Genomic DNA, 24,936 nt, shown 5'->3' on the forward strand with positions numbered 1-24,936 from the left:
GTGCGGCGACCGGGGCGGCCGAGGTGCGGGTCGCGGTGGCGGCGGTGCGGCGACCGGGGCGGCCGAGGTGCGGGTCGCGGCGGCCGAGCTGCGGGGGCCGCGGCGGCCGAGCTGCGGCGGCCCCCCGCCGTCGAGATGCGGGAGCCGCCGCGCCGGGTCAGCTGACCGCTGCGACCGCCTCCAGGATCGTCTCGGCGACGGCGGCCGGCTGGGAGACCGGCAGGGCGTGGCCGCCGCCCGGGATCTCTCGCTGGACGCGGCCTTCGGCCCGCTGCGCCATCCACCGCATGGCCTCGGCCGGAATGTTGCGGTCCGCGTCACCCCAGATGAAGAAGCCGGGGACGGTACGCCAGACCGGCACCCCTTCGGCCAGTCCCTCGGTGAGGGCGGCCTCGGTGACCGGTCGCTGGGTGACCGCCATCAGCGCCGCGACAGACGGGTCGACGTCGGCCGCGAACTGCTGCGGGAACTTCGAAGGCTCGATCGACAGTTCGACCCCGCCGCCGGTCAGCGGGCGGGGCACGACCGCCCCGCCTAGGGTGCTGCCCTCGAACTTCCCGGACAGTTCGAGCGCGCTCTCTCCGGCCTCCGGGGTGAACGCGGCCACATACACCAGGGCCTTGACCGCCGCATCCCCGGCCGCGGCCTGGGTGATGACCTGACCGCCGTACGAGTGACCGACAAGGATCACCGGCCGCCCGATCGAGGCGACCACGTCCCGCACGTAGGCGGCGTCACCGGACAGGCTGCGCAGCGGGTTCGCGACGGCCAGCGCGGTGACGCCGGCCGTGGCCAGTTCCGCCGCGACCGCGTTCCAGCTCGCCGACTCGGCGAACGCGCCGTGCACCAGGACGACCACCGGCTTCTCGGACATGACTACCTCCCGTGAACGATTCGACGATCCCGGAACTTACGGAGGCCTTGTGGGCGCTCAGTGACAAACGAGTGCATCGGCCCGAGGGGAGTGAGCTATCGTTGCCGACGACCCGAAGCTGGGGCCGACGACCCGAAGCGGGGCCGACGACCCGAAGCGGGGCCGACGACCCGAAGCGGGGCCGACGACCCGAAGCGGGGCCGACGACCCGAAGCGGGGCCGACGCCCCGAACGTTGGGGCCGACGACCCGAATCTGGGAGAGAGACATGGCAGGGGACGACGACATCGCGGGGTGAAGACCCCGCCCCGGCCGCCCGCGTGGCGGCTGCCTTCGTCGTGCCCGGAATCCCGGAAGTCCGGGAGCCCGGAAGATCCGGCATCCCGAGAGTCCGGGAGCCCGGAAGATCCGGAAACCCGAGAGTCCGGGAGCCCGGAAGATCCGGCATCCCGGAAGTCCGGGAGATCCGGAATCCCGGAAATCCACTTCCTTCCCCGAGGTGAGCCATGTCCTTCTCCGTTTCCGAACTCTCCTTCGCCTGGCCGGACGACACTCCCGTCTTCGACAGGCTGATGCTGACCGTCCCGGAGGGCCGCACCGGTCTGGTCGCGATCAACGGCGCCGGCAAGTCCACCCTGCTCAAACTCGTGACCGGCGACCTGACCCCGACCGCCGGCACGATCACCGTCCGCGGGATGCTCGGTTACCTGCCCCAGCATCTGCCGTTCGCGTCGGAGCAGACCGTCGCGCAGGTGCTCGGCGTCGACCGTACGATCGCTGCTCTGCATGCCATCGAAGGCGGCGACGCCGCCGAGGAGCATTTCGCGGTGGTCGGCAACGATTGGGATGTCGAGGAGCGCAGCCGTGCCGAGCTCGACCGCCTCGGCCTCGACGACGTCACCCTCGACCGGCCGCTCGGCACTCTGAGCGGCGGTCAGGCGGTCTCCCTCGGTCTCGCCGCCGAGCTGCTGAAACGGCCCGATGTGCTGTTGCTCGACGAGCCCACCAACAACCTGGACCGGGCCGCCCGGGAGCGGCTGATCGGTGTGGTCCGGTCCTGGAGCGGGACGCTGCTGGTGGTCAGCCACGACCGGGAGTTGCTCGACGAGATGGACCGGATCGCCGTCCTCGACCACGGCGAGGTGGAGTGGCACGGCGGTGACTACTCCTCCTACGAGGAGGCCGCGGCGGCCGGCCGGGAGACCCTGGAGCGGCAGGTCCGCAACGCCGAGCAGGACCTCAAACGGCAGAAACGCGAGGCGCAGCAGGCTCGGGAGCGGGCCGCCCGCCGTTCGTCGAACGCGTCGCGCAACCTGGCCAACGCCGGTCTGGCGCGGATCCACGCGGGCAACCTGAAACGTGGCGCCGAGGTCTCCGCCGCTCGGGCCGCGGACGTGCACGGCGACCGGGTCGGGCAGGCCCAGGCGCGGTACGACCAGGCCAGCCGGGCCGCGAAGCAGGACGACCGGATCGTCCTGGACCTGCCCGGCACCAACGTCCCGGCCGGTCGTACCGTCTTCCACGGCGAGGGCCTGACCGCCCGCTACGGTGATCACCAGGTGTTCGCCGATGTCGATCTGATCGTCCGCGGGCCGGAGCGGATCGCGCTGACCGGCCCGAACGGCGCCGGCAAGTCGACGCTGCTGCGGTTGATCGAGAAGGACGCGGTGGGCCGGGTCGCCTACCTGTCGCAGCGCCTGGACCTGCTGGATCCGGCTCGGACGGTGGCCGAGAACCTGGCCGCGTTCGCTCCGGCGCTGCCCGACGCCGAGCGGATGAACCTGCTGGCCCGTTTCCTGTTCCGGGGAAGCCGCGCGCACCTGCCGGTGTCGGTGCTCTCCGGTGGCGAGCGCCTGCGGGCCACCCTGGCGTGCATCCTGTTCGCCGAGCCCGCCCCGCAGTTGCTGTTGCTCGACGAGCCGACGAACAATCTGGACCTGGTCAGTGTGGGTCAGTTGGAGAACGCGTTGAACGCCTATCAGGGTGCGTTCGTCGTGGTCAGTCACGACGAACGGTTCCTGGCCGAGATCGGCGTCGACCGTTGGCTGGAGCTGTCCGGGACGTTACGGTCCACATCGGATAAGTGACCGCTTTTCGTCCCCTCGGGGCCGGATGATAGCCGTCCCTCGAAGGTCGGTGCGGGACCCCGCCGGTGAGGTCCCGCACCGGAACCAACTTTGGGATGGTTCTTGGACAATGATGTTGACTTGCGGTCCACGAAGGAATCGCATGAAGGCCTCAAAAGAATCAACACTGGGTGGAGGCACTCATGTCCCTTGAGCTGGATCGCAGGCTGGCCGAAGTCGGCACCCGGTTCCGGATCTTCCCGCAGCCCCGGTTCCTTCAGAAGGCCGACGGATCGGGGCCGCTCTTCGCCGAGCCCGAGCAGGTCACGGTCTCCGTGGAACCGGAGGCCATGCGACCCGGGCCGGGTGACGACCGGATGTTCGTCATCGACGCGATCGGGAAGCTGCCGTACAACAACTTCTTCCGTCCACCGTTCCGCGGCAACCGACGGCCGGCCGTGCAGCCCGGCCCGGACGGCCATTTCGATCACCTTGATCCGGCGAGCCGGGAATTCTCGGCGGCCACCATGTACGCGACGGTCCGCCGGGTTCTCGACATCTGGGAGGACTACTTCGGCCGTACGATTCAATGGCATTTTGAATCTGATTTCGCACGTCTCGAACTGATCCCGTTGATCGAATGGAACAACGCCCAGTCCGGCTACGGATTCCTGGAGTTCGGATACGGGAGCAAGCCGAACGGGACGATCGATCACGAGCGGCCGTTCTGCGAGAATTTCGACGTTCTCGCCCACGAGCTGGGGCACAGCATCATCTTCGCCGAGGTGGGGGTGCCGGCCAACCCGCGCGACGAGGCGATCGACTACGGCGGTATGCACGAGTCGGCCGGTGATCTGGTCGCGATCGTGGCGTCGCTGCACTTCCACTCGGTCGTCGACCTGCTGCTCGACTCGACGAAGGGCAACCTGCTCACCATCAACGGCCTGGACCGGGTCGGTGAGCTGTCGGACAGCCGGGAGATCCGGGTCGCGTTCAACTCCCGCCGTATGTCGGACGTCGGCGAGGAGCCGCACGACAGGTCGCTGCCGCTGACCGGCGCGATCTTCGACACCATGGTCGAGGTGTTCCAGCAGGATCTGGTCGCGAAGAAACTGATCAGCGAGGACCTGCGCAACCGGTCGACGAACCTGCCCGGTACCTCGCAGGACCTCGTCGAGATCCAGGCCGAGTTCACCGCCGCCTACACCGGGAACGAGGCCGCGTTCAAGGACTCGCTGTTGCGCGCCCGCGACTACCTGGGCCGGCTGCTCGCCGTCACCTGGGGCACCATCAAACCGGACTTCCTGACCTACCACGGCATCCTGCGAGCACTGCTGGCGGCCGACCGGGAGATCACCGGCGGCGAGAACGTGCAGCTGATCCGCGCGTGTTTCGCCTGGCGGGAGATCGCCCCGGTGCCGACCTCGCTGATGCTGCGCCAACACACCATCACCAACTGCGGCTTCAGCGTCGGCCGGGGCCCGACCGTCGCCGGCGACACGGCCGCCTTCGACCCGCAGATCCCGGCACCCCGCGCCGACGGCGTCACCTCCGCGTTGCCGCGTCTCTGAGAGACGGGCCCGGCCTCCGACAGGGCGGGCTTGACTCTCCCGTCGGGGGAGACTGGAGCCTTCGGTGTGAAGGAGGAACCGTGGTCGACGATCTGATCCCGATCGGTCGTTTCTCCCGGATGAGCCGGCTGTCGATCAAGGCCCTGCGCTTCTACGACGCGCAGGGCCTGCTCGCGCCGGCCCGGGTGGATCCGGCCTCGGGTTATCGCTGGTACCGGCGGTCGCAGGCCGCGCGGGCCGAGGCGATCCGGGTGCTGCGGGCGGTCGACCTGCCGGTCGGCGAGATCCGTGAGCTGCTCGGCGACGACGATCCGGAGCTGATCGGAAAGCGTCTCGCGGCGCACCGGGAGCGGCTGCGGGCCCGGCTCGCCGAGCAGGAGCGGATGCTGCGGTTCCTCGAACGTCTCATCGATCGAGGAGGAAACCTCATGTCATCCGAGGTGACGGTCAAGCGGGTCGCGCCGGTCACGGTCGCGAGCGTGACGCTACGAGTCAGTCTGGTCACCATCGGCGAGGCCGTCCAGCACGGCTTCGGCACGATCATCGGAGCCATCGGTACGGCCGGAGCGCACCCGGCTGGAGCCCCGTTCCTCGTCTACCACGACGTCCTCGACGAGGGCGCCGAAGGTGAGGTGGAACTCTGCATCCCGGTTCCGGCCGGTACACCGGGCTTCCGGGAGATGCCCGGCGCGACGGTCGCGTCGATCGTCCATCGTGGCCCGTATGACGAGATCGCTCCGGCCTATCACGTGCTGACCGGCTGGATCGAGGAGAACGGCCGGAAGCCCGACGGGCCGCCCCGGGAGATCTACCTGAACGATCCGCAGACCGTCGGGCCGGACGAGTTGCTCACCGAGGTGCAGTTCCCGATCGAGGGCGATCGGTGAAGACCGACTTCAAGCGGGAGCTGGACTGCTACTCCGCCCGGCGTGGCCGGTTCGACCTCGTGGACGTCCCGGACCTGCGCTATCTCATGATTGACGGATCCGGTGACCCCAACGGCGGTGCGTTCGGTGACGCGGCGGCGGCCCTCTACCCGGTGGCGTACCGGCTGAAGTTCGCCAGTAAACGCCTGGGCCGCGACTACGTGGTGATGCCGTTGGAGGGACTGTGGTGGGCCGACGACATGGAGTCGTTCACCGGTTCCCGGGACAAGAGTCGCTGGCACTGGACTCTGATGATCATGGTGCCGGGCGAGATCGACGAGGCCCTGGTCGACGGTGGTGTCCGGGTCGGCACCCTGTCCGAGGGGCGCTGTGTGCAGACCCTGCACGTCGGCTCGTTCGACGACGAGGCCGAGACGCTGGCCCGGATGCACCACGAGTTCATCCCGGCCGGCGGTCTGCGGATGACCGGCCGCCACCACGAGATCTACCTGAGTGATCCGCGCAAGACCGCTCCGGAGAGACTGCGGACCATTCTGCGCCAGCCGGTCGCCTGACCTGCCGCCCCGCCCGTGATGGGCGGGGCGGACGGCGTACCTCAGGCTGAGGGGTTGAACGTGATGCCGGCAGGCATCGCCTCGGTGAGCAGGTTGACGAAGTTGGCGTCCTTGAGCCCGAAGTTGGCGCTGCCGAAGTCGTAGTTGCTCAGCGTGGTGCGGATGGCCGTGGACGGGAAGCCGTTCCAACCGACCAGCGACGGGTATTGCCAGGTCGCGTAGCCGTTCTCCGGCGGCTCGTCGCCGGTGCCGGCGAGCCGGAACGCGTGCGTGCTCACCCCGTCCTTGTGGTAGACGATCTTCGGGTGGTTGCCGGTCCAGCGCACCGCGCTCGCCGCCGCGACGTCGAAGTCACCGTGGGCCGACGTCGAGACGTACTTGGCCACGTCGTTCTGCACCCACACCACGACATGCTCCCAGTCGTGCCGGTGGCCGCCGATCGAGCTGTTCGCGAGCGCCTGGTCCTTCTCGAAGTACAGGCCGTAGGCGATGGCGCACCAGCCGTTGTTGCACTTGTACCGCGAGTAGCCGTTGGTGTTGTCCAGGTCGGCGTTGTCGTGGCAGTCGCCGCTGAGCGAACCGGTCGGCTTGAGGCCGCCGTTGACGACACCGGTCGGGCCGATCGCCGGAGTCGGGTAGCAGCCGTCGGTGTCGTAGTCGTACGCCGGCTGCCATTTGCTCTCGATCGCCTCGGCGTTGCCGGGCAGTTCGGTCGGGGGAGCGGCGAGGGCCGGGACGGCGGTGGCGGCCAGCAGGGCGAGCGCGCTGCCGGCGACGACCGCCGACCGGGCCGCCCAGCGGGGAGTGGTGGGGGACATCGGACTCCTAGGTATCGATCGGGGGGAATCGTTCCGTCGGATTTCCGCACGGCCGCCTGGGTGGTGAGGCATCCACCGGGCTGCGCGGGGATCAACGCTCGGCGAACACCACATCCACGGTCGGCCGACGACGTACCCGCCGGTAACAATCGATCAGCCTGACGGTTGTGGCCCCAACGGGCAATAGATTGTCTCAACTCTTGTGGTCGCGAGCCGACAGTGCGGACGTGAGGCGGAGTGAGGTGGTGCGTGTGCGGCCGGTGCCCCGGCGTGTGCTGCTGCCGCTCGCCGCGATCATTCCGGCGCAGGTCGTGGGCCTGCTGTGGCCGGCCTGGTACCCGTGGATCCTCGGCCTTTCGCTGGCCCTGGTGGACGGCCTCGGCGTCCATTACCTGATCCGCGTGGCCCGGCTCGGACTGAACACGCTGTCGTGCCGGATCGGCGCGGTGGCCCGCGGGCTGGGTGTGGTCAACGCGCTGACGCTGATGGCCTGGCTGGGCGGTGCCCCGGCCTGGCTGTGGTGGATCGCGGTCGGCACCCACGTGGGCGGGATGGCTCTGCTCGGCGCGTCGACGGTGATCGGCCCGCTGTGCCGGCTGAGCGGGCCGCACCGGCAGGCGTTCGTGGCCGAGATGCTGGCCGTGGGCGCCGCCGGGGTGATGGTGGTCTGGTTCGCCGGACTGGATCCGGTGCTGCTGTCCGGCCGTCCCGTCGCGGCCTGGAGCATCGTCGCCGGCCTGCTGGTCGCCGACCTGATGCTGGCCATGGCGATCGCCGCGATGCTGCTGCGCGGCATGGTCACCTACTGGCGTGATCCGATCACGGTGCTGATCACCGGGATGGTGCTGGCGATCCTGGCCGACACCCGCTGGGCGAACGGCCTGCCGGCGGGCGTGGAACGTCTGGTCGAGCCGATCGGCGGCACCCTCGTGGTGACCGCACACCTGCTCCTCACCCTCTCCCCGCTGATGACGGTGTCCGGCGTCGGCAGTGTCACCGACCGGCCGCGCCGGACCGAGCCGTCCCGCTGGATCGCCTACATTCCGCTGGCCGCCCTGGTCTGCGGAGTGACCCTGCTGCTCGTGGTGATCGTCCGGACAGCCGGCTGGCTGCGGTGGAGCGGGCTGGTCGTGGCGATGGTCGTGATGCTCGCCGCGGTCGCGTTCCGCTACCGGCTGTCGATCCGGTCGATCCGGGCCCAGGCCGAGCGCGACCCGGAGACCGGACTGGCCAACCGGGCCGCGCTCAAGGACGCACTGGCCCGGGTGGTCCGCGGCCGGGACCCGTTCGCGGTGCTGGCCATCGCGGTGGCCGAGCCCGGGGTGCGGCACAGCATGACGGCGGTGCTGCGGGCCAACGTACGCGCCGAGGATCTGATCGCCCGGATCGGCCCGGACACCTACGGGGTGCTGCTCACCGACGCGAGCGTGACCGGTGAGGCGACGATCGCGGCCCAGCGGGTCCTCGCCGCCGCGGAGGCGGAGGGCATCGTCTGCGGGGTCGGGGTGGCCGTCGCCCGGATCGGTGAACCGGCCAAGACGGTGCTGCGCAACGCCGAGATCGCGATGAGCCACGCGGCCCGCTCGGTGACGCCGACCTTCGTGATCCACGAGGCGTCGATGAACGATCGGCGGGCGCTCGACGCGGCCCTGGCCGAAGCGCTCGAAGGCGCGTTGCAGCGCGACGAGTTCACCGTGCTCTACCAGCCGATCGTCGACCTGGCGAGCGGCCGGGTGGTGGCCGCCGAGGCGCTGCTGCGCTGGCAGAACCGGCTGCACGGCTCGGTGTCGCCGGCGACCTTCATCCCGGTCGCCGAGCGATCGGGCGAGATCGTCGGGATCGGCCGGTGGGTTCTCGAGCAGGCGGTACGGCAGCTGGCCGCCTGGCGTGCGGCGGGTGCCGATCTGTCGGTGACCGTGAACGTCTCGCCGCGCCAGTTGCAGGAGCCACACCTCGCGCGTGACGTGCTGACCCTGCTGGCCAAGGCCGGGGTGCCGGCGTCCAGCCTGGTCGTCGAGGTGACCGAGTCGGCGATGGTGGAGGACGCGGTCGAGGTCGCGGTCCTGCGCCGGCTGCGGTCCGCGGGGGTCAAGATCGCCATTGACGATTTCGGTACGGGCTACTCGTCCCTGCAATACCTGACCCGTCTGCCGGTCGACGTCCTCAAGATCGACCGCAGTTTCGTGGCGCGGTTGGACGGTACCGCCGAGGGCGCGGCGATCGCCGAGGCGGTGATCCGGCTGGCCCAGATCCTGCGGTTGACCACGGTCGCCGAGGGGGTCGAGAACCAGGGGCAGGCGGCCGAGTTGCTGGCGCTGGGTTCGGAGCGCGGGCAGGGCTTCCTGTTCTCCCGCCCGGTCGCGCCGGAGTCGGTGTCCGCCCTGGTCGCGCGGCGGGCCGATCTGGCCGCGTGACGGCCTGCTCGTATGCGGAAGGGCGGTGTCCGCCCTGGTCGCGCGGCGGGCCGATCTGGCCGCGTGACGGCCTGCTCGTATGCGGAAGGGCGGTGTCCGCCCTGGTCGCGTGGGGGCCGATCTGGCCGCGTAACGGCCGGCTCGTATGCGGAGGGATCGTCTGCGCGGTCGGGGTGGCCGTCGCCCGGATCGACCGCGTGAGGGAGGGACCTGGTCTTTCGGCGGTCGGGCGGGTCGCGGGACAGCCCGGCCGCTGGCACGGCCGGGACGTCGGTTCGTTCGTTCGAAACCGAGCCGGGCGCCGTTGCCCTGCGGTGCACATCTCACATCTCGATCTTGCGGAGTGGCGCGACGCGGCCCGGTGCCCCGAGATCAGCGTTGCCGGACGATCTCGTGGAGTTCGGCGGCGCCGGGTGCCGCGAATCCCGGGATCGCGGTGGGTCAGGCGGGCGTCCTGGCCGGCGCCTTCTCCGGGGTGACCGTTGGGATCGAGGCACGCTGGTTGCGGATCAGCGCGTCGATCGACCACGGCCCACCGCCGACGACGGCGATCAGCAGGAACGACCAGGCGTAGAGGGCAGGGGTGACCCCGCCGTTCTGGATCGGCATCAGCCCGTCCGGTTGGTGCACCACGAAGTAGGCGTACGCCATCGACCCGGACGCCAGGATCGCGGCCGGGCGGGTGCCGAGGCCGACCAGGACGAGCAAGCCGCAGACGAGTTGGATGAGACCGGCGTACCAGTTGGGCCAGACGCCGACGGCCACCGGCTCACCGGTGCCGCGGCTGCCGCCGAGCAGGCCGAACACGGTGGCCAGCCCGTGACAGGTGAACAGCAGGCCGACGACGACCCGGAACAGCAGCCAGGTGATGTCGCTTACGCGCGCGGAAGACAATAGACGCTCCTCTGTCGGGAAGTGGACAATCTGGAAATCCACCCTAAGTGCCTCAAGCGCCCCTATGAATAGATGATCTTAAATTTCCTCTAAGAACTCGGGATGACGGAAATCTATTCGTAACCGGTCCTACATCTTGCCGAAAACGTTTTCGTAAGGCAGCGTGTGCCGCAGGCGAGCCGCATCACGGGGGCGGGTCTGCCGGGGCTGCTCAGGAGTGCCGCACGCTGCATCTTTCCCGGGCGCCTCCGCTTCCCATGCATCGAAATATCTCGATTGCAGAGGTGTCCTCATGCGTTTCAACCGTCGTACCGTTCTGATCGCCGGAGCCGCCGGCGCCGCGGGTGTCCTGCTGCCCACCGGACCGGCCCGAGCCGCCCGGCCCGACTTCGGGGTCTCGGCGTATCCGTTCCCGCTCACCGCCGTCCGTCTGGGTTCCGGCCCGTTCGCCGACAACGCCGGCCGCACCCAGTCCTACCTGCGTTTCCTCGACGCCGACCGGCTGCTGCACATGTTCCGGGTGAACGCCGGCCGGTCGTCCTCGGCCACCCCGTGCGGCGGCTGGGAGTCACCCACCACCGAACTGCGCGGCCACTCCGTCGGGCACGTGCTGACCGCGCTCGCCCAGGCCTACGCGAGCACCGGCGACACCACCTACCAGGTCAAGGGCGACTACCTGGTGGCGCAGCTCGCGCTCTGCCAGCGCTCGAACGGCTACCTCTCCGCCTACCCGGAGTCGTTCATCGACCGGGTCGAGACCGGGCAGCAGGTGTGGGCGCCCTACTACACCCTCCACAAGATCGTGCAGGGGCTGCTCGACTGGCACCTGCTCACCGGCAGCGCCCAGGCGCTCACCGTGCTGCTGCGTAAGGCGGCCTGGGTGCAGGCCCGCAACAGCCGACTCACCCACGCCCAGCGCCAGCAGATGCTGCGGGTCGAATTCGGTGGCATCGGCGAGACCCTGTTCAACCTCTACCAGCTCACCGAAGACCCGGTGCACCTGTTCACCGCCCAGTATTTCGACCACGCCCAGGTGCTCGACCCGCTCGCCGCCGGGGTGGACGCGCTCGCCGGTTTCCACGCCAACACCCAGATCCCGAAGGCCATCGCGGCGATCCGTGGCTACCACTCCACAGGCGACACCCGCTATCGCGACATCGCGGTCAACTTCTGGAACTTCGTGGTGCGCCTGCACTCGTACGCGATCGGCGGCAACTCCAACGGCGAGTACTTCCAGGCACCGAACCGGATCGCGTCGGAACTCTCCGACAACACCTGCGAGTGCTGCAACACGTACAACATGTTGAAGTTGACCCGGCAGTTGTTCTTCACCGACCCGTCGCGGGCCGCCGAGTTCATGGACTTCTACGAGAAGGCGCTCTACAACCACCTGCTCGGCGCGCAGAATCCCAACTCGTCACACGGGCACCACTGCTACTACGTGCCGTTGCGGGCCGGTGGGAGCAAGACGTACAGCAACGACTACGACAACTTCACCTGCTGTCACGGCACCGGCATGGAGACCAACACCAAGTTCGTCGACAGCATCTACTTCCAGGTCGACACGACGCTGTTCGTCAATCTGTACATCTCGTCAACGTTGACGTGGTCGAGCCAAGGCGTCACGATCCGGCAGGACACCACGTATCCGGAGAGCCCGTCCACCCGGCTCACCGTGACCGCCGGCTCCGGCACCTTCGACATGCGGATCCGCATACCGTCGTGGACCAGCGGCGCGCAGGTGCGTGTCAACGGCACCCTCACCGGCACGGCGACGCCCGGCACGTACCTCTCGATCAATCGGACCTGGACCACCGGTGATGTCGTCGATGTCAGCCTCCCGATGACACTCGCCCTGGAGGCCACGCCGGACAACCCGTCGGTGCGCGCCGTCAAACACGGGCCGATCGTGCTGGCCGGCCAGTTCGGCTCCGGCAATCTCGGCAGCCTGCCCACTCTCGACCCGGCCTCGCTGACCGCGACCGGCACACCGCTGGAGTACACCGCCGGATCGGTGCTGCTCAGGCCGTTCTACAAGACGCACGGCCAGCGCTACTCGGTCTACTGGACGGTCGCGAGCGCGACGCCGAAGGAGGCCCGCTACCCGTTCGACGAGACGTCCGGAACCGTCGCGGCCGACGCCACCGGCAACGGCTGGACCGGCACCCTGATCGGCGGCGTCACCCGCACTGCCGGACGCAGCGGCAACGCGGTCCTGCTCAACGGAGCCAACGGGTACGTCAACCTGCCCGGCGGCATCCTCGCCGGAGTCACCGCGTTCACGATCGCCACCTGGGTCCGGATCGACACCGCCGCCACCTGGACCCGGGTCTTCGACCTCGGCACCGGCACCGGCGCGTACCTGTTCCTCACCCCGCGCAGCAGTTCGGGCACCGCCCGGTACGCGATCAGCACCGGTGGCTCCGGCGCCGAACAGCGGATCAACGCCCCGGCCGCGCTCCCCACCGGCGCGTGGACGCACGTCGCGGTCACCCACACCGGCAACCTGGGCGTCCTCTACGTCAACGGCGCCGAGGTCGCCCGCAACACCGCCCTGACGGTACGCCCGTCCGCGTTGCCGTCGACCACCCAGAACTGGATCGGCCGCTCCCAGTACGCCACCGATCCGTATTTGACCGCCGCCGTCGACGGGTTCCGGATCCACAGCCGGGCGCTGTCCGCGGCGGAGGTCGCTCAACTGTTTTCCACCGGACAGTGAGAGAGGCATTCAGATGTCGAGAAGAAGACGGGCGGTGGCGCTGTTCAGCGCGCTGCTCACCGCGGCCGCGGCGATAGCCGTCGGTACCCCCTCGCAGGCCGCCAACCCGATCATCACCAGCATCTACACCGCCGACCCGGCCCCCCTGGTCGTCGGCAACACGATGTACATCTACGCCGGCCGCGACGAGGCTCCCACCGGCGGGAGCAACTTCGTCATGCGCGAGTGGCACGTGCTGTCCTCGACCGACGCGGCGAACTGGACCGACAACGGCGCCCGGGCCAACATCGCCACCTTCCCGTGGGCAGGCGCCGACGCCTGGGCCGGTGAGGTCGAACCGCGCAACGGCAAGTACTACTGGTACACCTCGATCAACGGCAACGGCGCGGGCTGGATGAACATCGGCGTCGCCGTCGGTGACAGCCCGCTCGGCCCGTTCACCGACGCCAAGGGCGGGCCGCTGATCAGTGACAGCACCGCCAACTCGTCCGGCCTCAACATCGACCCGACGGTCTTCGTCGACGACGACGGACAGGCCTACATGTACTGGGGCGGCTACTGGTCGCCGCGCGCGGTGCGGCTGGCCGCCAACATGATCGACACGGTCGGGTCGGTCGTCACCCCGACGGGACTCACCAACTACTGGGAGGCCCCGTGGATGTTCAAACGCAACGGCCTCTACTACATGATGTACGCCGCCAACGACACCAGTGGCTGTGTCACCAACTCGAACTACGCCTGCCAGCGGTACGCGACCGCGACGAACCCGATGGGGCCGTGGACGCACCGGGGCATCGTGCTCGGGCAGGTGTCGTCGACCACCAACCACGCCGGGGTCGTCGAGTTCAACGGCCAGTGGTACATCGTCTACCACAACGCGAACGCACCAGGCGGTGGCAACTTCCGTCGGTCGGTGGCGGTCGACAGGATGTACTTCAACGCTGACGGGACGATCCAGCAGGTCGTGCAGACGACCACCGGGCCGCCGCCGAACCCGGGTGGTGGCGGAGGCGGTGGTGGTAGTGGCACGAACATCGCGCCGTCGGCCACCGCGTCGACGTCCTACGTGTCGTCGTGGGAGAGTCTGGCGGCGGTCAACAACGGCGGTACCCCGGCGAACTCGCAGGACCGGTCGAATCTCGCCTACGGCAACTGGCCGCAGCAGGGTACCCAGTGGATCGAGTACACCTGGCCGACCGCGCAGTCGATAAACAAGAGTTCGGTCTACTGGTTCGACGACAACCAGGGCATCGACCTGCCGGCGTCATGTGCACTGCAGTACTGGAACGGCAGTCAATATGTATCAATTCAACTGCAGTCAACATGTGGCGTGGCCGGCAATGTTGAGAACGTCAACACGTTCGCCAGTGCGGTCAACACGACTCGGCTCCGGCTGCAGATCACCTCACGCAGCGGTCTCTCCACAGGCGTGCTCGAGTGGAAGGCATTCCAGTCGTGAGGCGGCCGGGCGAGAAGAGGCCGGGCCTGGGAAGGCTTGGGGAGACGCGGTCGGGCCTGGGGCGGCTGTCCGGCGAACCGCGGCCGGGCGCTCGAGTGTTCGGCAACGTGCGGCGCGGGTGGGCGTACACGATGAGTCTGACGTTGATCGCGGCCTCGCTCACGGTCGGCCCGCAGCCGGCCCTGGCCGCGCAACCCATCGGTTTTCCGACCTTCGGTAACGCCGGGTCGATCCCGGCGCCGCCGGTCGGCTACACGACCGGTGACACCATGCGGGCCATCTACGACGCCGAGGCGGGCGGCACCGACTTCTGGATGGACCGCCTGCTGGCCCGCACCGGCAACGACCCGGCCGGCACCTGGCTGATGACCCGCGGCCGGGCCGCTTACATGAACACGCACACCCCGTCGGTGATCGGTTTCGGTGGCAACGCCGCTTACTGGGACAACATCTCCAGCCAGAACGCCTACGCCATCACCGCGTCCACCGGCACCTTCACCGAACAGGCCGCCCAGCGCCGGCAGACACCGAGCCACTGGCGCAGTGTGCACACCAGCGGCACGATGCGGCTCGACGTCACCAAGTTCATCACCGACAACAATGTGCTGGTCACGAACGTCGCCGTGGTCAACAACGGCAGCGCCTCGGCGACGCTGACACTGAACGCCACCTCGCCCTACGCGACCACCGTCAGCGGCACCGAACTGACCGGCACCCGGGCCGTGAAGAACAACCTGACGACCCTCTACCCGCGGTTCTCCGGCGACGGATTCACCGCCGCCAACGGGGCGCTGAGCCGGTCGGTGACGGTCGCCGCCGGGCAGACGGTCACGGTCAAGGTGCAGCTCGGCTGGGTCGCCAACGAGATCCCGGCGTCGCGCACCGAGTACGACGCCTACCGGGCCCGGACACCGGCCGACGCGTTCGCCACCCACGTCCGCACCTACAACAGGTGGTGGGCCGACAACGTCCCCTACATCGACGTGCCGGACGCGGCGATCAAGAAGAACATCTACTACCGCTGGTGGCTGATGCGCTTCAACCACCTCGACGCCGACATCCCCGGCCAGGACTTCCAGTTCCCGCAGTCGATCGAGGGTGTCACCGGCTACAACAACGCGATCGCGCTCACCCAGCCGATGCACATCGACGACCTGAAGTATCTGCGCAGCCCGGAGTACTCCTACGGCCCCTACCTGGCGGTCGGTCAGTACTCGGCGAACGGCCGGTTCGTCGACAATCCGGGCGATCCGGAGAACTGGTCCAACTCGTACACCCAGTACATCGCCGAGGCGGCGTGGCGGGCCTACCAGATCCACGGCGGACAGCCGGCGATGCTCAACAACTTCGCCCGCTACGCCGAAGGTGACGCCAAGGGCCAGCTGGCCACCTACGACACCAACAACAACGGCGTCATCGAGTACGACTGGGGCGCGATGACCGGCAACGACGCCGACGCGGTGTCGTTCCACTGGCGGGCCGGCAACCTGGACCGCGCCGAGACCGCCTACGTGTGGAGCGCCGCCAACGCCGCCCGCGACGCCTACACGCTGGCCGGCAACACGGCCAAGGCCACCGAGATGCAGACCCTCGCCGACCGGATCCGCAACGGTGTGATCAACACCCTGTGGAACCCGGACCGGCAGCTGCTGGAGCACAAGCACGTCGCAACCAACGCGTTCGTGCCCTGGAAGGAGATCAACAACTACTACCCGTACGCGGTCGGGCTGATGCCGAACACCGCCCAGTACCGGGAGGCGCTGCGCCTGTTCGCCGACGCCGCCCAGTACCCGATCTTCCCGTTCTACACCGCCAACCAGGTCGACAAGGCGGCCGCCGCGGCGGCCGGCAACCCGGGCAGCAACAACTTCTCCACCATCAACTCCACGGTGCAGTTCCGGCTCTACTCGTCGGTGCTGCGCAACTACCCCAACTCGTGGATGAACACCGACGACTACAAGAAGCTGCTCTACTGGAACGCCTGGGCGCAGTACGTCGGCGGGGACACCAACTGGCCGGACGCCAACGAGTTCTGGGCCGACTGGAACGGCAGCGCCATCACGTACCGCTCGTGGATCCACCACAACATCCTCGGCAGCAGCAACTGGACGATCATCGAAGACGTCGCCGGGCTCCGGCCGCGCAACGACGCCCAGATCCAGCTGTCGCCGATCAACATCGGGTGGAGCCACTTCGCGGTCAACAACCTGCGTTACCGCAACGCCGACCTGTCGATCGTCTGGGACGACCCGTCCGACGGGGTGACCAGGTACTCCGGGGTGCCGCAGGGCTACTCGATCTATCTGAACGGGACCCGCGTCGCGACCCTCAACCAGCTCGTCCCGTTCACCTACAACCCGGCGACCGGGGCGGTCACCACCACCGGGACGGTCGCGTTCAGCACCGCGTTCGCGTCCCTGCAGGCGCCGCAGAACGTGGTGCAGAGCTCGGCACGCGTGGTCGACGTCTTCGCCAAGGCGGGCGTCGACCTCACCTCGACCCGGCCCAACCTGGCCACCGGCGCCACCGCGTCGGCGTCGTACACCACCTCCGGCACCTCGGTGGCCGGCGCGATCGACGGGCTGCCCACCAACGCGCCGCTGTGGGGTAGTCACGGCAGCGCCAACGCCACCGACTGGTACGAGCTCAACTTCGGCAGCACCGCCCGTACCGTCGACGAGGCCTGGCTCTACTTCCGCAACGACCGGGCCGGCAACCGGTACCGGCCGCCGACCGGGTACAACGTCCAGTACTGGAACGGCAGCGCCTGGGTCAACGCGGCCTCGCAGGTCAAGACACCGGGAACGCCGCAGTCCAACTTCAACAAGGTCACCTTCACCGCGGTCGGCACGACGCGGCTGCGGGTCCAGTTCACCCAGCCGTCCGGCAGCACGAAGACCGGACTGACCGAGATCAAGTTGTACGGCCAGGGCACCGTCCCGCCGAATCCGAACCCCAACCTGGCGACGTCGGCGACACCCAGCGCCTCGTACACGTCGTCGTGGGAGAGCGTCGCCGCGATCAACGACGGGATCGACCCGCCGTCGTCGAACGACACCGTCAACCCGCGCTGGGGAACCTGGCCCAACCAGGGGCAGCAGTGGGCCGAACTGACCTGGCCGACAGCGCAGAACCTGCAGTCGGCCCAGGTCTACTTCTTCGACGACAACCAGGGCATCGACCTGCCCGCGTCGTGGAAGCTCCAGTACTGGAACGGCACCGCCTACGTGGACGTGCCGTCGGCGAGCGGGTACCCCGTGGCCGCCGGCCAGTACAACAACGTCACCTTCGGTCAGGTGAGCACCACCCGGTTGCGGGTGGCCCTGACCAGCGGCGCCGCGTCCGTCGGCCTGCTGGAGGTGAAGGCCTTCGCCAGCTGACGAGCCGGTGGACTCAGGGGGTGGCTTCGGTCGCCCCCTGAGTTGTGCGGTGGCCGGCCGCCTATTATCTTACGCGTAAGATAATAGGCGGGGGAGTGATCGTCATGACTGTCGGCCGACTGTTACGACCACATGTCACCTGGTTCGCCGGGGTGGCCGGACTCCAGGTGATCGGAGCGCTCGCCGGGCTGGCGCCGCTGCTCGCGGTGGCCGAGGTGGGCCGGGTGATGCTCGCCCCGGGCCCGACCGACCACGATCACCTTCGGACAGTCGTGATCCTCGGCGCCGCCGGGCTTTTGGTCCGGCTGGTGTTCACCTCGGCGTCGGCCGGGCTCGGGCACCTCCTCGACGGTCGGGTCCAGCTCACCCTGCGCAGGGAGCTCGCCGCCGCACTGGGCCGGGCGCCGCTCGGGTGGCTCGACCACCGACGCACCGGTGAACTCGCCAAGGTCGCCGGTGACGACGTCGACGCCGTGCACCCGTTCCTCGCGCACGCCCCGGGTGAACTGACCGCGGCGTTCGTCGTCCCGCTCGTCTCGCTGATCTATCTGCTGACCGTCGACTGGCGGCTCACCCTGGTCACCCTCGTCCCGGTGGTGACGGCGCTCCTGCTCGTGCCGTTGCTGATGACGTCCGCCCGTACCGCCGAGCAGAAAGCCTTTGATCTCGCCCTCGGCCGGATCGCGGACACCAGCGTGGAATACGTCCGCGGGATCGCCGTGGTCAAGGCGTTCGGCGGAGCCGGGCGGGCGCACCGGCGGTTTCTCACCGCGGCCGACGACTTCGTCGACATCTTCACCCGATGGGTACGCGGAGTGTCCGCCGTGGCGGCCGGGATGCAACTGGCCCTGTCCCCGCCGTTCGTGCTGCTCGCCATCCTGACCGGCGGCACGGTCATGATCACTTCCGGTCGGCTCGCCCCGGCTGACCTGTTGCCGTTCCTGCTGCTCGGGCTCGGCTTGACCGCGCCGGTGGCGGCTCTCGGGCACGGCTTCGACGATCTGCAGGCCGCCGGGCGCGCGGCCGGCCGGATCCGGGACGTGCTCGCCGTCGAGCCGCTGCCCGAGCCGGTGACACCCGTCGTCCCCGAGGGAGACCGGATCGAGCTGTGCGGGGTCCGGTTCGGCTACGACGGGCGGGAGGTGCTCCGCGGCGTCGACCTGACCGTCGAACCGGGCACGATCACCGCACTGACCGGCCCGTCCGGCAGTGGCAAGTCCACGCTGGTGCGGCTGCTGCCACGGTTCTTCGACCCGGATGCGGGTTCGGTCCGGATCGGCGGTGTGGACCTGCGTGACATCGGCCGGGCGGAACTGCGTCGACGGATCTCCTTCGTGTTCCAGGAGGTGCGCCTGCTGCGTACCTCGGTGGCCGACAACATCGCCCTCGCCGTGCCGGAGGCGGACCGCGACGCGGTGATCCACGCGGCGAAACTCGCGCACATCCACGACCGCATCGTCGAACTGCCGCGCGGCTACGACACGGTCCTCGGTGACGAGGTCGAACTCTCCGGCGGTGAGGCGCAGCGGATCGCGCTGGCCCGCGCCCTCGCCGCGCAGACCCCGATCCTGGTGCTCGACGAGGCGACCGCGTTCGCCGACCCGGAGACCGACCGGGCGGTACGGGAGACACTCGCCACCCTGCGGGACCGGACGATCCTGGTGATCGCGCACCGACCGGAGACCATCGCCGGTGCCGACACCGTGGTGACGCTGCGCGACGGGGGTGATCGTCCGATGATCCGGACACTGCTCCGGGTGCTCGGCCGCGGGTATGCCGCGCCGATGCGTCGCACGGTCGCCCTGATGGTGCTCACGGCCATCGTCGAAGGACTGCTCTACGCACTGCTCGTCCCGCTGCTGCGGGCGCTTCTGGGCGACTCACCGGCCGACGCCCGGCCGTGGCTGGCCGGGTTCGCGGTAGCCGTCGCCGGTTACGCGCTGTTGCGGTATCGCAGTGATCTGGCCGGGATGCGGGTCGGCACCACGATGCTGCGCGGCATGTACCACCGGCTCGGCCGGCACCTGGCCCGGCTGCCGATCGGCTGGTTCACCGGCGCCCGGATCGGCGAGGTGTCCACGATGGCCGGTCGTGGGCTGCTCACCGCGATGGGGGTGGCCGCGCATCTGATGGCGCCGTTCGTCTCCGCCTGCGTCACCCCGCTCACCATCGTCGTCGTGATCCTGCTGATCGACTGGCGGCTCGGGCTGGTGGCCCTGCTCGCGGCGCCGGTCGTGGTGGGCGTGCACCTCGCCGTCGTACGGTCGACCGCGGCCGCCGACGCCGGTCATGCCCGGCGTTCCGCTGCGGCGGCGGCCCGGGTCGTCGAATTCCTCCAGGCGCAGCCGGTGTTACGGGCTGGAGGGCGGGACGGGTTCGGGCCGCTCGATCACGCGCTGCGGGAGGTCGAGCGGGCGTCGCGCCGACGGACCCTCGCGGTGCTGCCGGGCGCGGTCGGTCTGGCGGTGACCGTGCAGGTCGTCTTCACCGCGGTACTGGCCCTCGGCGTGGGTCTGGCGGCGGCCGGCTCCCCGGCTGACACCAGCAGCGCGATGGCGGGCGGCGGCGGATTCGCGACCGTCGCCGAACTGCTGGCGGTCCTGGTGCTCGCCGCCCGAGCCGCCGACCCGCTCCTGTCACTCTCGGACATCGGCGGCAGACTCCGGGCCGCCCGCGGCGAACTCGACCGTCTCGACCAGTTGCTGCACACCGCACCGCTGCCCGAGCCCGCCGACCCGATCCGCCCGGACCGGCACGACGTGGAGTTCGAGTCGGTCACCTCCCGTGACGGCGATCGGGTGGTCCTGGACCGGCTCTCACTCACCGTCCCGGAGGGGCAGCGGCTGGCGATCGTCGGGCCGTCCGGCGCCGGGAAGAGCACCGTGCTGCGGCTGCTGGCCAGGTTCGCCGACGTGGACGGCGGCGCGATCCGGATCGGCGGCGTCGACGTCCGCGACATGGACCCGGCCGACCTGATGGCCCGCATCGCGATCGTCTTCCAGGACGTCTACCTTTTCGACGGCACGATCGAGGACAACATCCGGCTGGGCCGTCCGGACGCCACCGACCGGGAGGTACGGGCCGCCGCCACCGCCGCGATGCTCGACGAGGTGGTCGACCGGCTGCCGGACGGCTGGTCGACGATCGTGGGTGAGGGTGGCGCGCTGCTCTCCGGCGGCGAACGCCAGCGTGTGTCGATCGCCCGCGCCCTGCTCAAGGACGCCCCGATCGTGCTCCTCGACGAGGTGAGCTCAGCTCTCGACATGGCGAACGAGACAGCCGTGCACGACGGCATCGACAGGCTGATGTCCGGCCGTACCGTGATCATGGTCGCCCACCGGACCGAAGCCGTTCGCCGAGCCGACCGCGTGGTCGTTCTAGCGGTTCGGCAGTAACCCGTCCACGATCGCCGCCAGCGCCCGCCGATGGGTGTCCCGGGCGTTGAGCTCGGCCCAGCGCCCGGCCAGCGACACCAGCCGCGGATGGTCGTCGGCGGTCAGCCCGGCGACCACCCCGTCCTGATGGACCGCACCGGTCCGGGCCCGGCGACGCCCGCCGGTGATCCGGATGATCAGATCACCGACGATGTAGAACCAGATGGTCCGGTACACGTAGAACGCCTCGTCCTCGGCCAGGCCGCAGTCCGCGGCGGCACCGACCATGACCTCGACGATCCACAGCGCGGACGGCCCGATCAGATCGTCACCGGTGAGCACCTCGACGATCCACGGCCGCTCCGCGAGCAACTCGTAGAGCAGCACCGAAGCGGCGACCAGCCGGTCCCGGGGCTCGGTCGGAAGCGTCGGCCGCGGCATCGCCCGAGCCTGCGACTCCAGCACCCGGACCAGTAACTCGTCCTTGTCGCGCACATGGTGGTAGAGCGCCATCGGCGTACTGCCCAGCTCGGCCGCCAGCCGCCGCATCGACAGCTTCTCCGGCCCCTCGGCCACCAGCAGCCGCTCCGCGGCCACGATGATCGCCTCCAGGGACAGGCGGGGTGGACGGCCGACCCCACGCGGGCGGGACACCTCTGCGGACATCCCCCCATCCTTCCCGACCGGGCGACCGTGTGATGCGGTGGACCGGTGACGAGCGAAGTGCTTCAGGACGACCCACACCGGCGAGTCATCCGGATCGGCGACACGGTCCGCCGCCCGATGCACGAATGGTCACCGACGATCCACGAGTTACTTCACCACCTCGAGAAGATCGGTTTCGGGTACGCCCCACGCCTGCTCGGCATCGACGAGGAGGGCCGGGAGGTGCTCACGTACCTGGACGGAGAATCCGGCGGCGACGCCTGGGCGAAGGTGGTGCCCGACGACGGCCTGGTCGCGATGGCCCGACTGCTGCGCGACTACCACGAGGCGGTCCGTGACTTCCGGCCCGCAGCGGCCGCCGGATGGGCCGCCGACGACGGTGTGTTCGGCCCCGGCGACCTGGTCTGTCACGGCGACTTCGGCCCGTGGAATCTGGTCTGGCACGGCAACCGGCCGGTCGGCATCCTCGACTGGGACTACGCGCTGCCGGCCCGCCCGGTGTTCGACGTCGCCTACGCCCTCGAATACGTGACGCCGTTCCGCGACGACGACTTCGCGATCGGATCACTCCGCCATCCGGGGCCGCCGCAGCGCCGCCGCCGACTGGAGCTGTTCGCCTCCGCCTATGGCCTGACCAGTATCGACGGCCTGGTCGACGAGGTGCACACCCAGCAGCGCGACGTTCTCGCCCGCGCCCGGCGACTCGCCGCCGAAGGCCGCCGGCCGCAGGTGGACTGGCAGCAGTCCGGCGCCCTCGACGAGGTGGAACGGCGGATCGGACGGCCCCTGGACTAGTGCCCGCGGAACGCCTCCTCCAGCCACCAGGACGGATGCTCGGCGGTGACCTTCGCGTCCACGACCATCGGCACGTCCCGTGGCCCGGCCAGCCATTCCCGGACCGGATCAAGATCTTCGGGCGTGCGTACGGTCACCGCCGCGCAACCGTACCCGCGGGCGATGGCGGCCAGATCCGTCTCCGGGAACACCACGGTCGACAGCACGTGCCCGGCCGGCCCGAAATGGTGCACCTCGGCCCCGTACGCCTCGTCGTTCCACACCACGATCAGCATGCCGAGCCCGAGCCGTCGGATCGTGTCGAGCTCGGCGATGCCCATCAGGAAACCGCCGTCCCCGCACGCCGCGACCGGCAGCCGCCCGGGGCTGGCCAGGGCCGCGCCGAGCGCACTGGCCAGCCCGAGCCCGATCGACTGGAACGCCTGAGTGAACACGAAACCCTGGTGATCCGGAACGGACAGGAACATCGACGGGTAGCCCATGAAGTTGCCCGAGTCGACGGCGATCACCCGTTCGGTCGGGAGCAGGTCGTCGAGGGTGATCGCGAGGGTCCGCGGGTCGATGTGGGACTCGTCGCCGGTGTCGTCGTACCCGACGTCACGCCAGCGGCCCTGCTCGCGCAGCCGTACCCGTACCGCCTCGGTCCGATAGGCCTCCCGGCGGCCGGTCAGCGCGGCCGCGACGGCGACCGCCGTCAACCGTGCGTCCCCGCAAACGCCCAGGTCCAGGCGATGATGGGCGCCGAAGGCGGCCGGTTCGAGATCCACCTGGACGACCGTGGCATCCGGGCCGATCAGCGAACCGTGCCGGCTCGTCCACATGTTCAGCGAGGCGCCCCAGGCGACCACGACGTCCGCGTCCCGGATCAGTTCGGCCGCGGTCGGCGTGGCGAAACCGCCGGATACGTCCAGGTTCCAGCCATCGCCGGCGAACAGTCCCTTGGCCGCGGCCGACGTCGCCAGCAGCGCCCCGGACGTGGCCGCCAGCTCGGCGAGCTCGTCGCGGGCCGCGACCGCACCACGGCCGGCGATGAACACCGGCCGCTCGGCGTCGTTCAACAGATGGGCGAGAGCGGTCACCGCATCGTCTGAAGCCCGCGGCGGCTGGGTCGCCGCCGACGGTCGGACCTCAGCCGGTTCGGCCGCCGCGGCCTGCACGTCCAACGGCAGATTGAGCACGACCGTACGCCGTTCGCGCACCGCTGTCCGCCACGCGCGGGTGGTGTCCTCGACCGCCGAGGCCGGGCCGTGCACCCGATCGCCGACCGCGCCGACCGCGTGCGCCAGCGCGTCCTGGTCGACCCGGAAGTTGGACCGCAACGCGGCCGCCGCAGGCTCCGCGGCGAGCACGATCAGCGGGGTACCGCTCTTCGCCGCCTCGGCGATCCCGGTCATCGCGTTGGTCAGCCCGCAGCCCTGATGCACGGTGATCACCCCGGGCCGGCCGCTGACCCGGGCGTACGCGTCGGCCGCCGTCGCCGCGCCGCCCTCGTGGCGGGTCGCGACGAACCGGGCGCCGTGCGCGACCAGCGCGTTGGTGACATGGAAGTTGCCGCTGCCGACGACACCGAAGACCAAGTCGGCGCCGAGTTTCGCGAGGGTCTCACCGACGACGTCGGCAACCGTCCGGTCGCTCACCTTCTACTCGCTCACTTCTCCACGAGGGCCAGGACACGGACCGGGCTGCCCGACCCGCCGACGATCGGCAGCGGGGGAGCGATCACCACGGCACCGGTCGGCGGCAGCCGGTCCAGGTTGCGCAGTTGCGTCAGCCCGTACTTGTCGGCCCCCAGCAGGTACGAGTGGCACGGGAACGGCGGATCGAACGAGTGCGCGGCACCGGCGTCGGTGCCGACCGTCTCCACGCCGAGGCCGATCACCGGTGACTCCTCGGCCAGCCACTTCGCGGCCGCCACCGACACACCCGGGGTGTGCGGGCCGGTCTCGTTCGCGTTCAGGAACGCCTCCTGGTCGCCCGACCTGGTGTCCCAGCCGGTCCGCAGCAGCAGCCACCCGCCCTCCGGCAGTGGCCCGTGCACGGCCTCCCACTCCCGGATGTGCTCGATCTCGAGGAGGAAGTCGGGGTCCTTCGCGGCCCGGTCGGCGACGTCGATCACCGCGGCCGATGCGATCAGCCGCCGGGGTGGCACCTGTGACACGTCGTCACCGTCACGCCCGGTCACCCAGTGGATCGGCGCGTCGAAGTGGGTGCCGGTGTGCTCCCCGGTGTGGATGTCGTTCCAGTACCAGGCCGGGCCCCGGTCGTCGTATCGGCTGATCTCCTCCAGGCCGAACGGGATCGTGTTCGCGAACGGCGGCGGCAGCTGCAGGATCGGCGTTTCCGCCGAAAGCGGCGCGGTCAGATCGACGACCTCGATCGATCCGCCGCTGACACCGGACAACAGGGCCTTCAGAATGCTCATCGGCATCTTCCTTCGCGAAAAGGCGGGGCAACCGTCGACAACCC

General features: G+C 69.7%; 16 protein-coding genes. 10 read left to right on the forward strand and 6 right to left on the reverse strand.

Annotated elements, in window-relative coordinates; genetic code table 11:
• Positions 1 to 157: 157 nt before the first annotated feature.
• Positions 158 to 874 carry an alpha/beta fold hydrolase gene (locus Q0Z83_RS05680; protein WP_317792726.1) on the reverse strand — a complete coding sequence of 239 codons (717 nt, stop codon included), beginning with the start codon at positions 872 to 874 and terminating at the stop codon, positions 158 to 160.
• A 505-nt stretch (positions 875 to 1,379) separates the two neighbouring features.
• Between Q0Z83_RS05680 and Q0Z83_RS05685 the strand changes: the two genes are divergently transcribed.
• The 4 genes from Q0Z83_RS05685 (at position 1,380) to Q0Z83_RS05700 (ending at position 5,951) form a co-directional block, all read left to right on the forward strand.
• Positions 1,380 to 2,960, forward strand: a complete 1,581-nt coding sequence (locus tag Q0Z83_RS05685) for an ABC-F family ATP-binding cassette domain-containing protein (protein WP_317792727.1) — start codon at positions 1,380 to 1,382, stop codon at positions 2,958 to 2,960.
• 182 nt (positions 2,961 to 3,142) lie between these two features.
• Positions 3,143 to 4,510 (forward strand): gluzincin family metallopeptidase, encoded by a 1,368-nt coding sequence (locus Q0Z83_RS05690; RefSeq protein WP_317792728.1) that lies wholly within the window; start codon positions 3,143 to 3,145, stop codon positions 4,508 to 4,510.
• Positions 4,511 to 4,590: 80 nt separating this feature from the next.
• Positions 4,591 to 5,397 carry a MerR family transcriptional regulator gene (locus Q0Z83_RS05695; RefSeq protein ID WP_317792729.1) on the forward strand — a complete coding sequence of 269 codons (807 nt, stop codon included), beginning with the start codon at positions 4,591 to 4,593 and terminating at the stop codon, positions 5,395 to 5,397.
• Entirely contained in the window at positions 5,394 to 5,951 is a 558-nt protein-coding gene (locus Q0Z83_RS05700) for a GyrI-like domain-containing protein (RefSeq protein ID WP_317792730.1), read from the forward strand. Before Q0Z83_RS05695 ends, Q0Z83_RS05700 begins: the two co-directional genes overlap by 4 nt.
• Positions 5,952 to 5,992: 41 nt before the next feature.
• Here Q0Z83_RS05700 and Q0Z83_RS05705 read toward each other — a convergent pair whose 3' ends face one another.
• Positions 5,993 to 6,769: an NPP1 family protein gene (locus Q0Z83_RS05705; protein WP_317792731.1), complete on the reverse strand. Its 777-nt coding sequence runs from the start codon at positions 6,767 to 6,769 to the stop codon at positions 5,993 to 5,995.
• A 227-nt stretch (positions 6,770 to 6,996) separates the two neighbouring features.
• On the opposite strand from Q0Z83_RS05705, the gene Q0Z83_RS05710 reads away from it, so the two are divergent.
• On the forward strand, positions 6,997 to 9,183 hold the full coding sequence (locus Q0Z83_RS05710; RefSeq protein WP_317792732.1) for a putative bifunctional diguanylate cyclase/phosphodiesterase: 2,187 nt from the start codon (positions 6,997 to 6,999) through the stop codon (positions 9,181 to 9,183).
• A 441-nt stretch (positions 9,184 to 9,624) separates the two neighbouring features.
• Here the strand turns inward: Q0Z83_RS05710 and Q0Z83_RS05715 are convergent, their stop codons facing one another.
• Positions 9,625 to 10,077, reverse strand: coding sequence for a DoxX family protein (locus Q0Z83_RS05715; protein WP_317792733.1), 453 nt, complete (start codon positions 10,075 to 10,077; stop codon positions 9,625 to 9,627).
• Positions 10,078 to 10,369: 292 nt separating this feature from the next.
• Here Q0Z83_RS05715 and Q0Z83_RS05720 point away from each other — a divergent pair, with 292 nt between their 5' ends.
• The 4 genes from Q0Z83_RS05720 (at position 10,370) to Q0Z83_RS05735 (ending at position 21,030) form a co-directional block, all read left to right on the forward strand.
• Positions 10,370 to 12,796 (forward strand): beta-L-arabinofuranosidase domain-containing protein, encoded by a 2,427-nt coding sequence (locus Q0Z83_RS05720; RefSeq protein ID WP_317792734.1) that lies wholly within the window; start codon positions 10,370 to 10,372, stop codon positions 12,794 to 12,796.
• 13 nt (positions 12,797 to 12,809) lie between these two features.
• Positions 12,810 to 14,255: a glycoside hydrolase family 43 protein gene (locus Q0Z83_RS05725; protein WP_317792735.1), complete on the forward strand. Its 1,446-nt coding sequence runs from the start codon at positions 12,810 to 12,812 to the stop codon at positions 14,253 to 14,255.
• Between the two features lie 131 nt (positions 14,256 to 14,386).
• On the forward strand, positions 14,387 to 17,635 hold the full coding sequence (locus Q0Z83_RS05730; protein ID WP_317792736.1) for an MGH1-like glycoside hydrolase domain-containing protein: 3,249 nt from the start codon (positions 14,387 to 14,389) through the stop codon (positions 17,633 to 17,635).
• Between the two features lie 104 nt (positions 17,636 to 17,739).
• The gene (locus Q0Z83_RS05735) at positions 17,740 to 21,030 is read left to right on the forward strand and encodes an ABC transporter ATP-binding protein (RefSeq protein ID WP_317792737.1); all 3,291 of its coding nucleotides are present in this window, start codon (positions 17,740 to 17,742) and stop codon (positions 21,028 to 21,030) included.
• Here Q0Z83_RS05735 and Q0Z83_RS05740 read toward each other — a convergent pair.
• Positions 21,013 to 21,675, reverse strand: a complete 663-nt coding sequence (locus Q0Z83_RS05740; RefSeq protein WP_317792738.1) for a TetR/AcrR family transcriptional regulator — start codon at positions 21,673 to 21,675, stop codon at positions 21,013 to 21,015. The two genes, Q0Z83_RS05735 and Q0Z83_RS05740, sit on opposite strands and share 18 nt — an antisense overlap.
• Positions 21,676 to 21,720: 45 nt before the next feature.
• Between Q0Z83_RS05740 and Q0Z83_RS05745 the strand changes: the two genes are divergently transcribed.
• Entirely contained in the window at positions 21,721 to 22,470 is a 750-nt protein-coding gene (locus Q0Z83_RS05745) for an aminoglycoside phosphotransferase family protein (RefSeq protein WP_317792739.1), read from the forward strand.
• Here the strand turns inward: Q0Z83_RS05745 and Q0Z83_RS05750 are convergent.
• Complete coding sequence (locus Q0Z83_RS05750; RefSeq protein ID WP_317792740.1) at positions 22,467 to 24,107, reverse strand: thiamine pyrophosphate-binding protein; 1,641 nt, start codon at positions 24,105 to 24,107, stop codon at positions 22,467 to 22,469. The two genes, Q0Z83_RS05745 and Q0Z83_RS05750, sit on opposite strands and share 4 nt — an antisense overlap.
• 11 nt (positions 24,108 to 24,118) lie before the next feature.
• A complete protein-coding gene (locus tag Q0Z83_RS05755) occupies positions 24,119 to 24,892 on the reverse strand; it encodes a cyclase family protein (RefSeq protein WP_317792741.1) in 774 nt (257 codons plus the stop codon).
• Positions 24,893 to 24,936 lie beyond the last annotated feature (44 nt).

The sequence above is a fragment of the Actinoplanes sichuanensis genome (assembly GCF_033097365.1).
In the GTDB taxonomy this organism is placed as follows: Bacteria; Actinomycetota; Actinomycetes; order Mycobacteriales; family Micromonosporaceae; genus Actinoplanes; species Actinoplanes sichuanensis.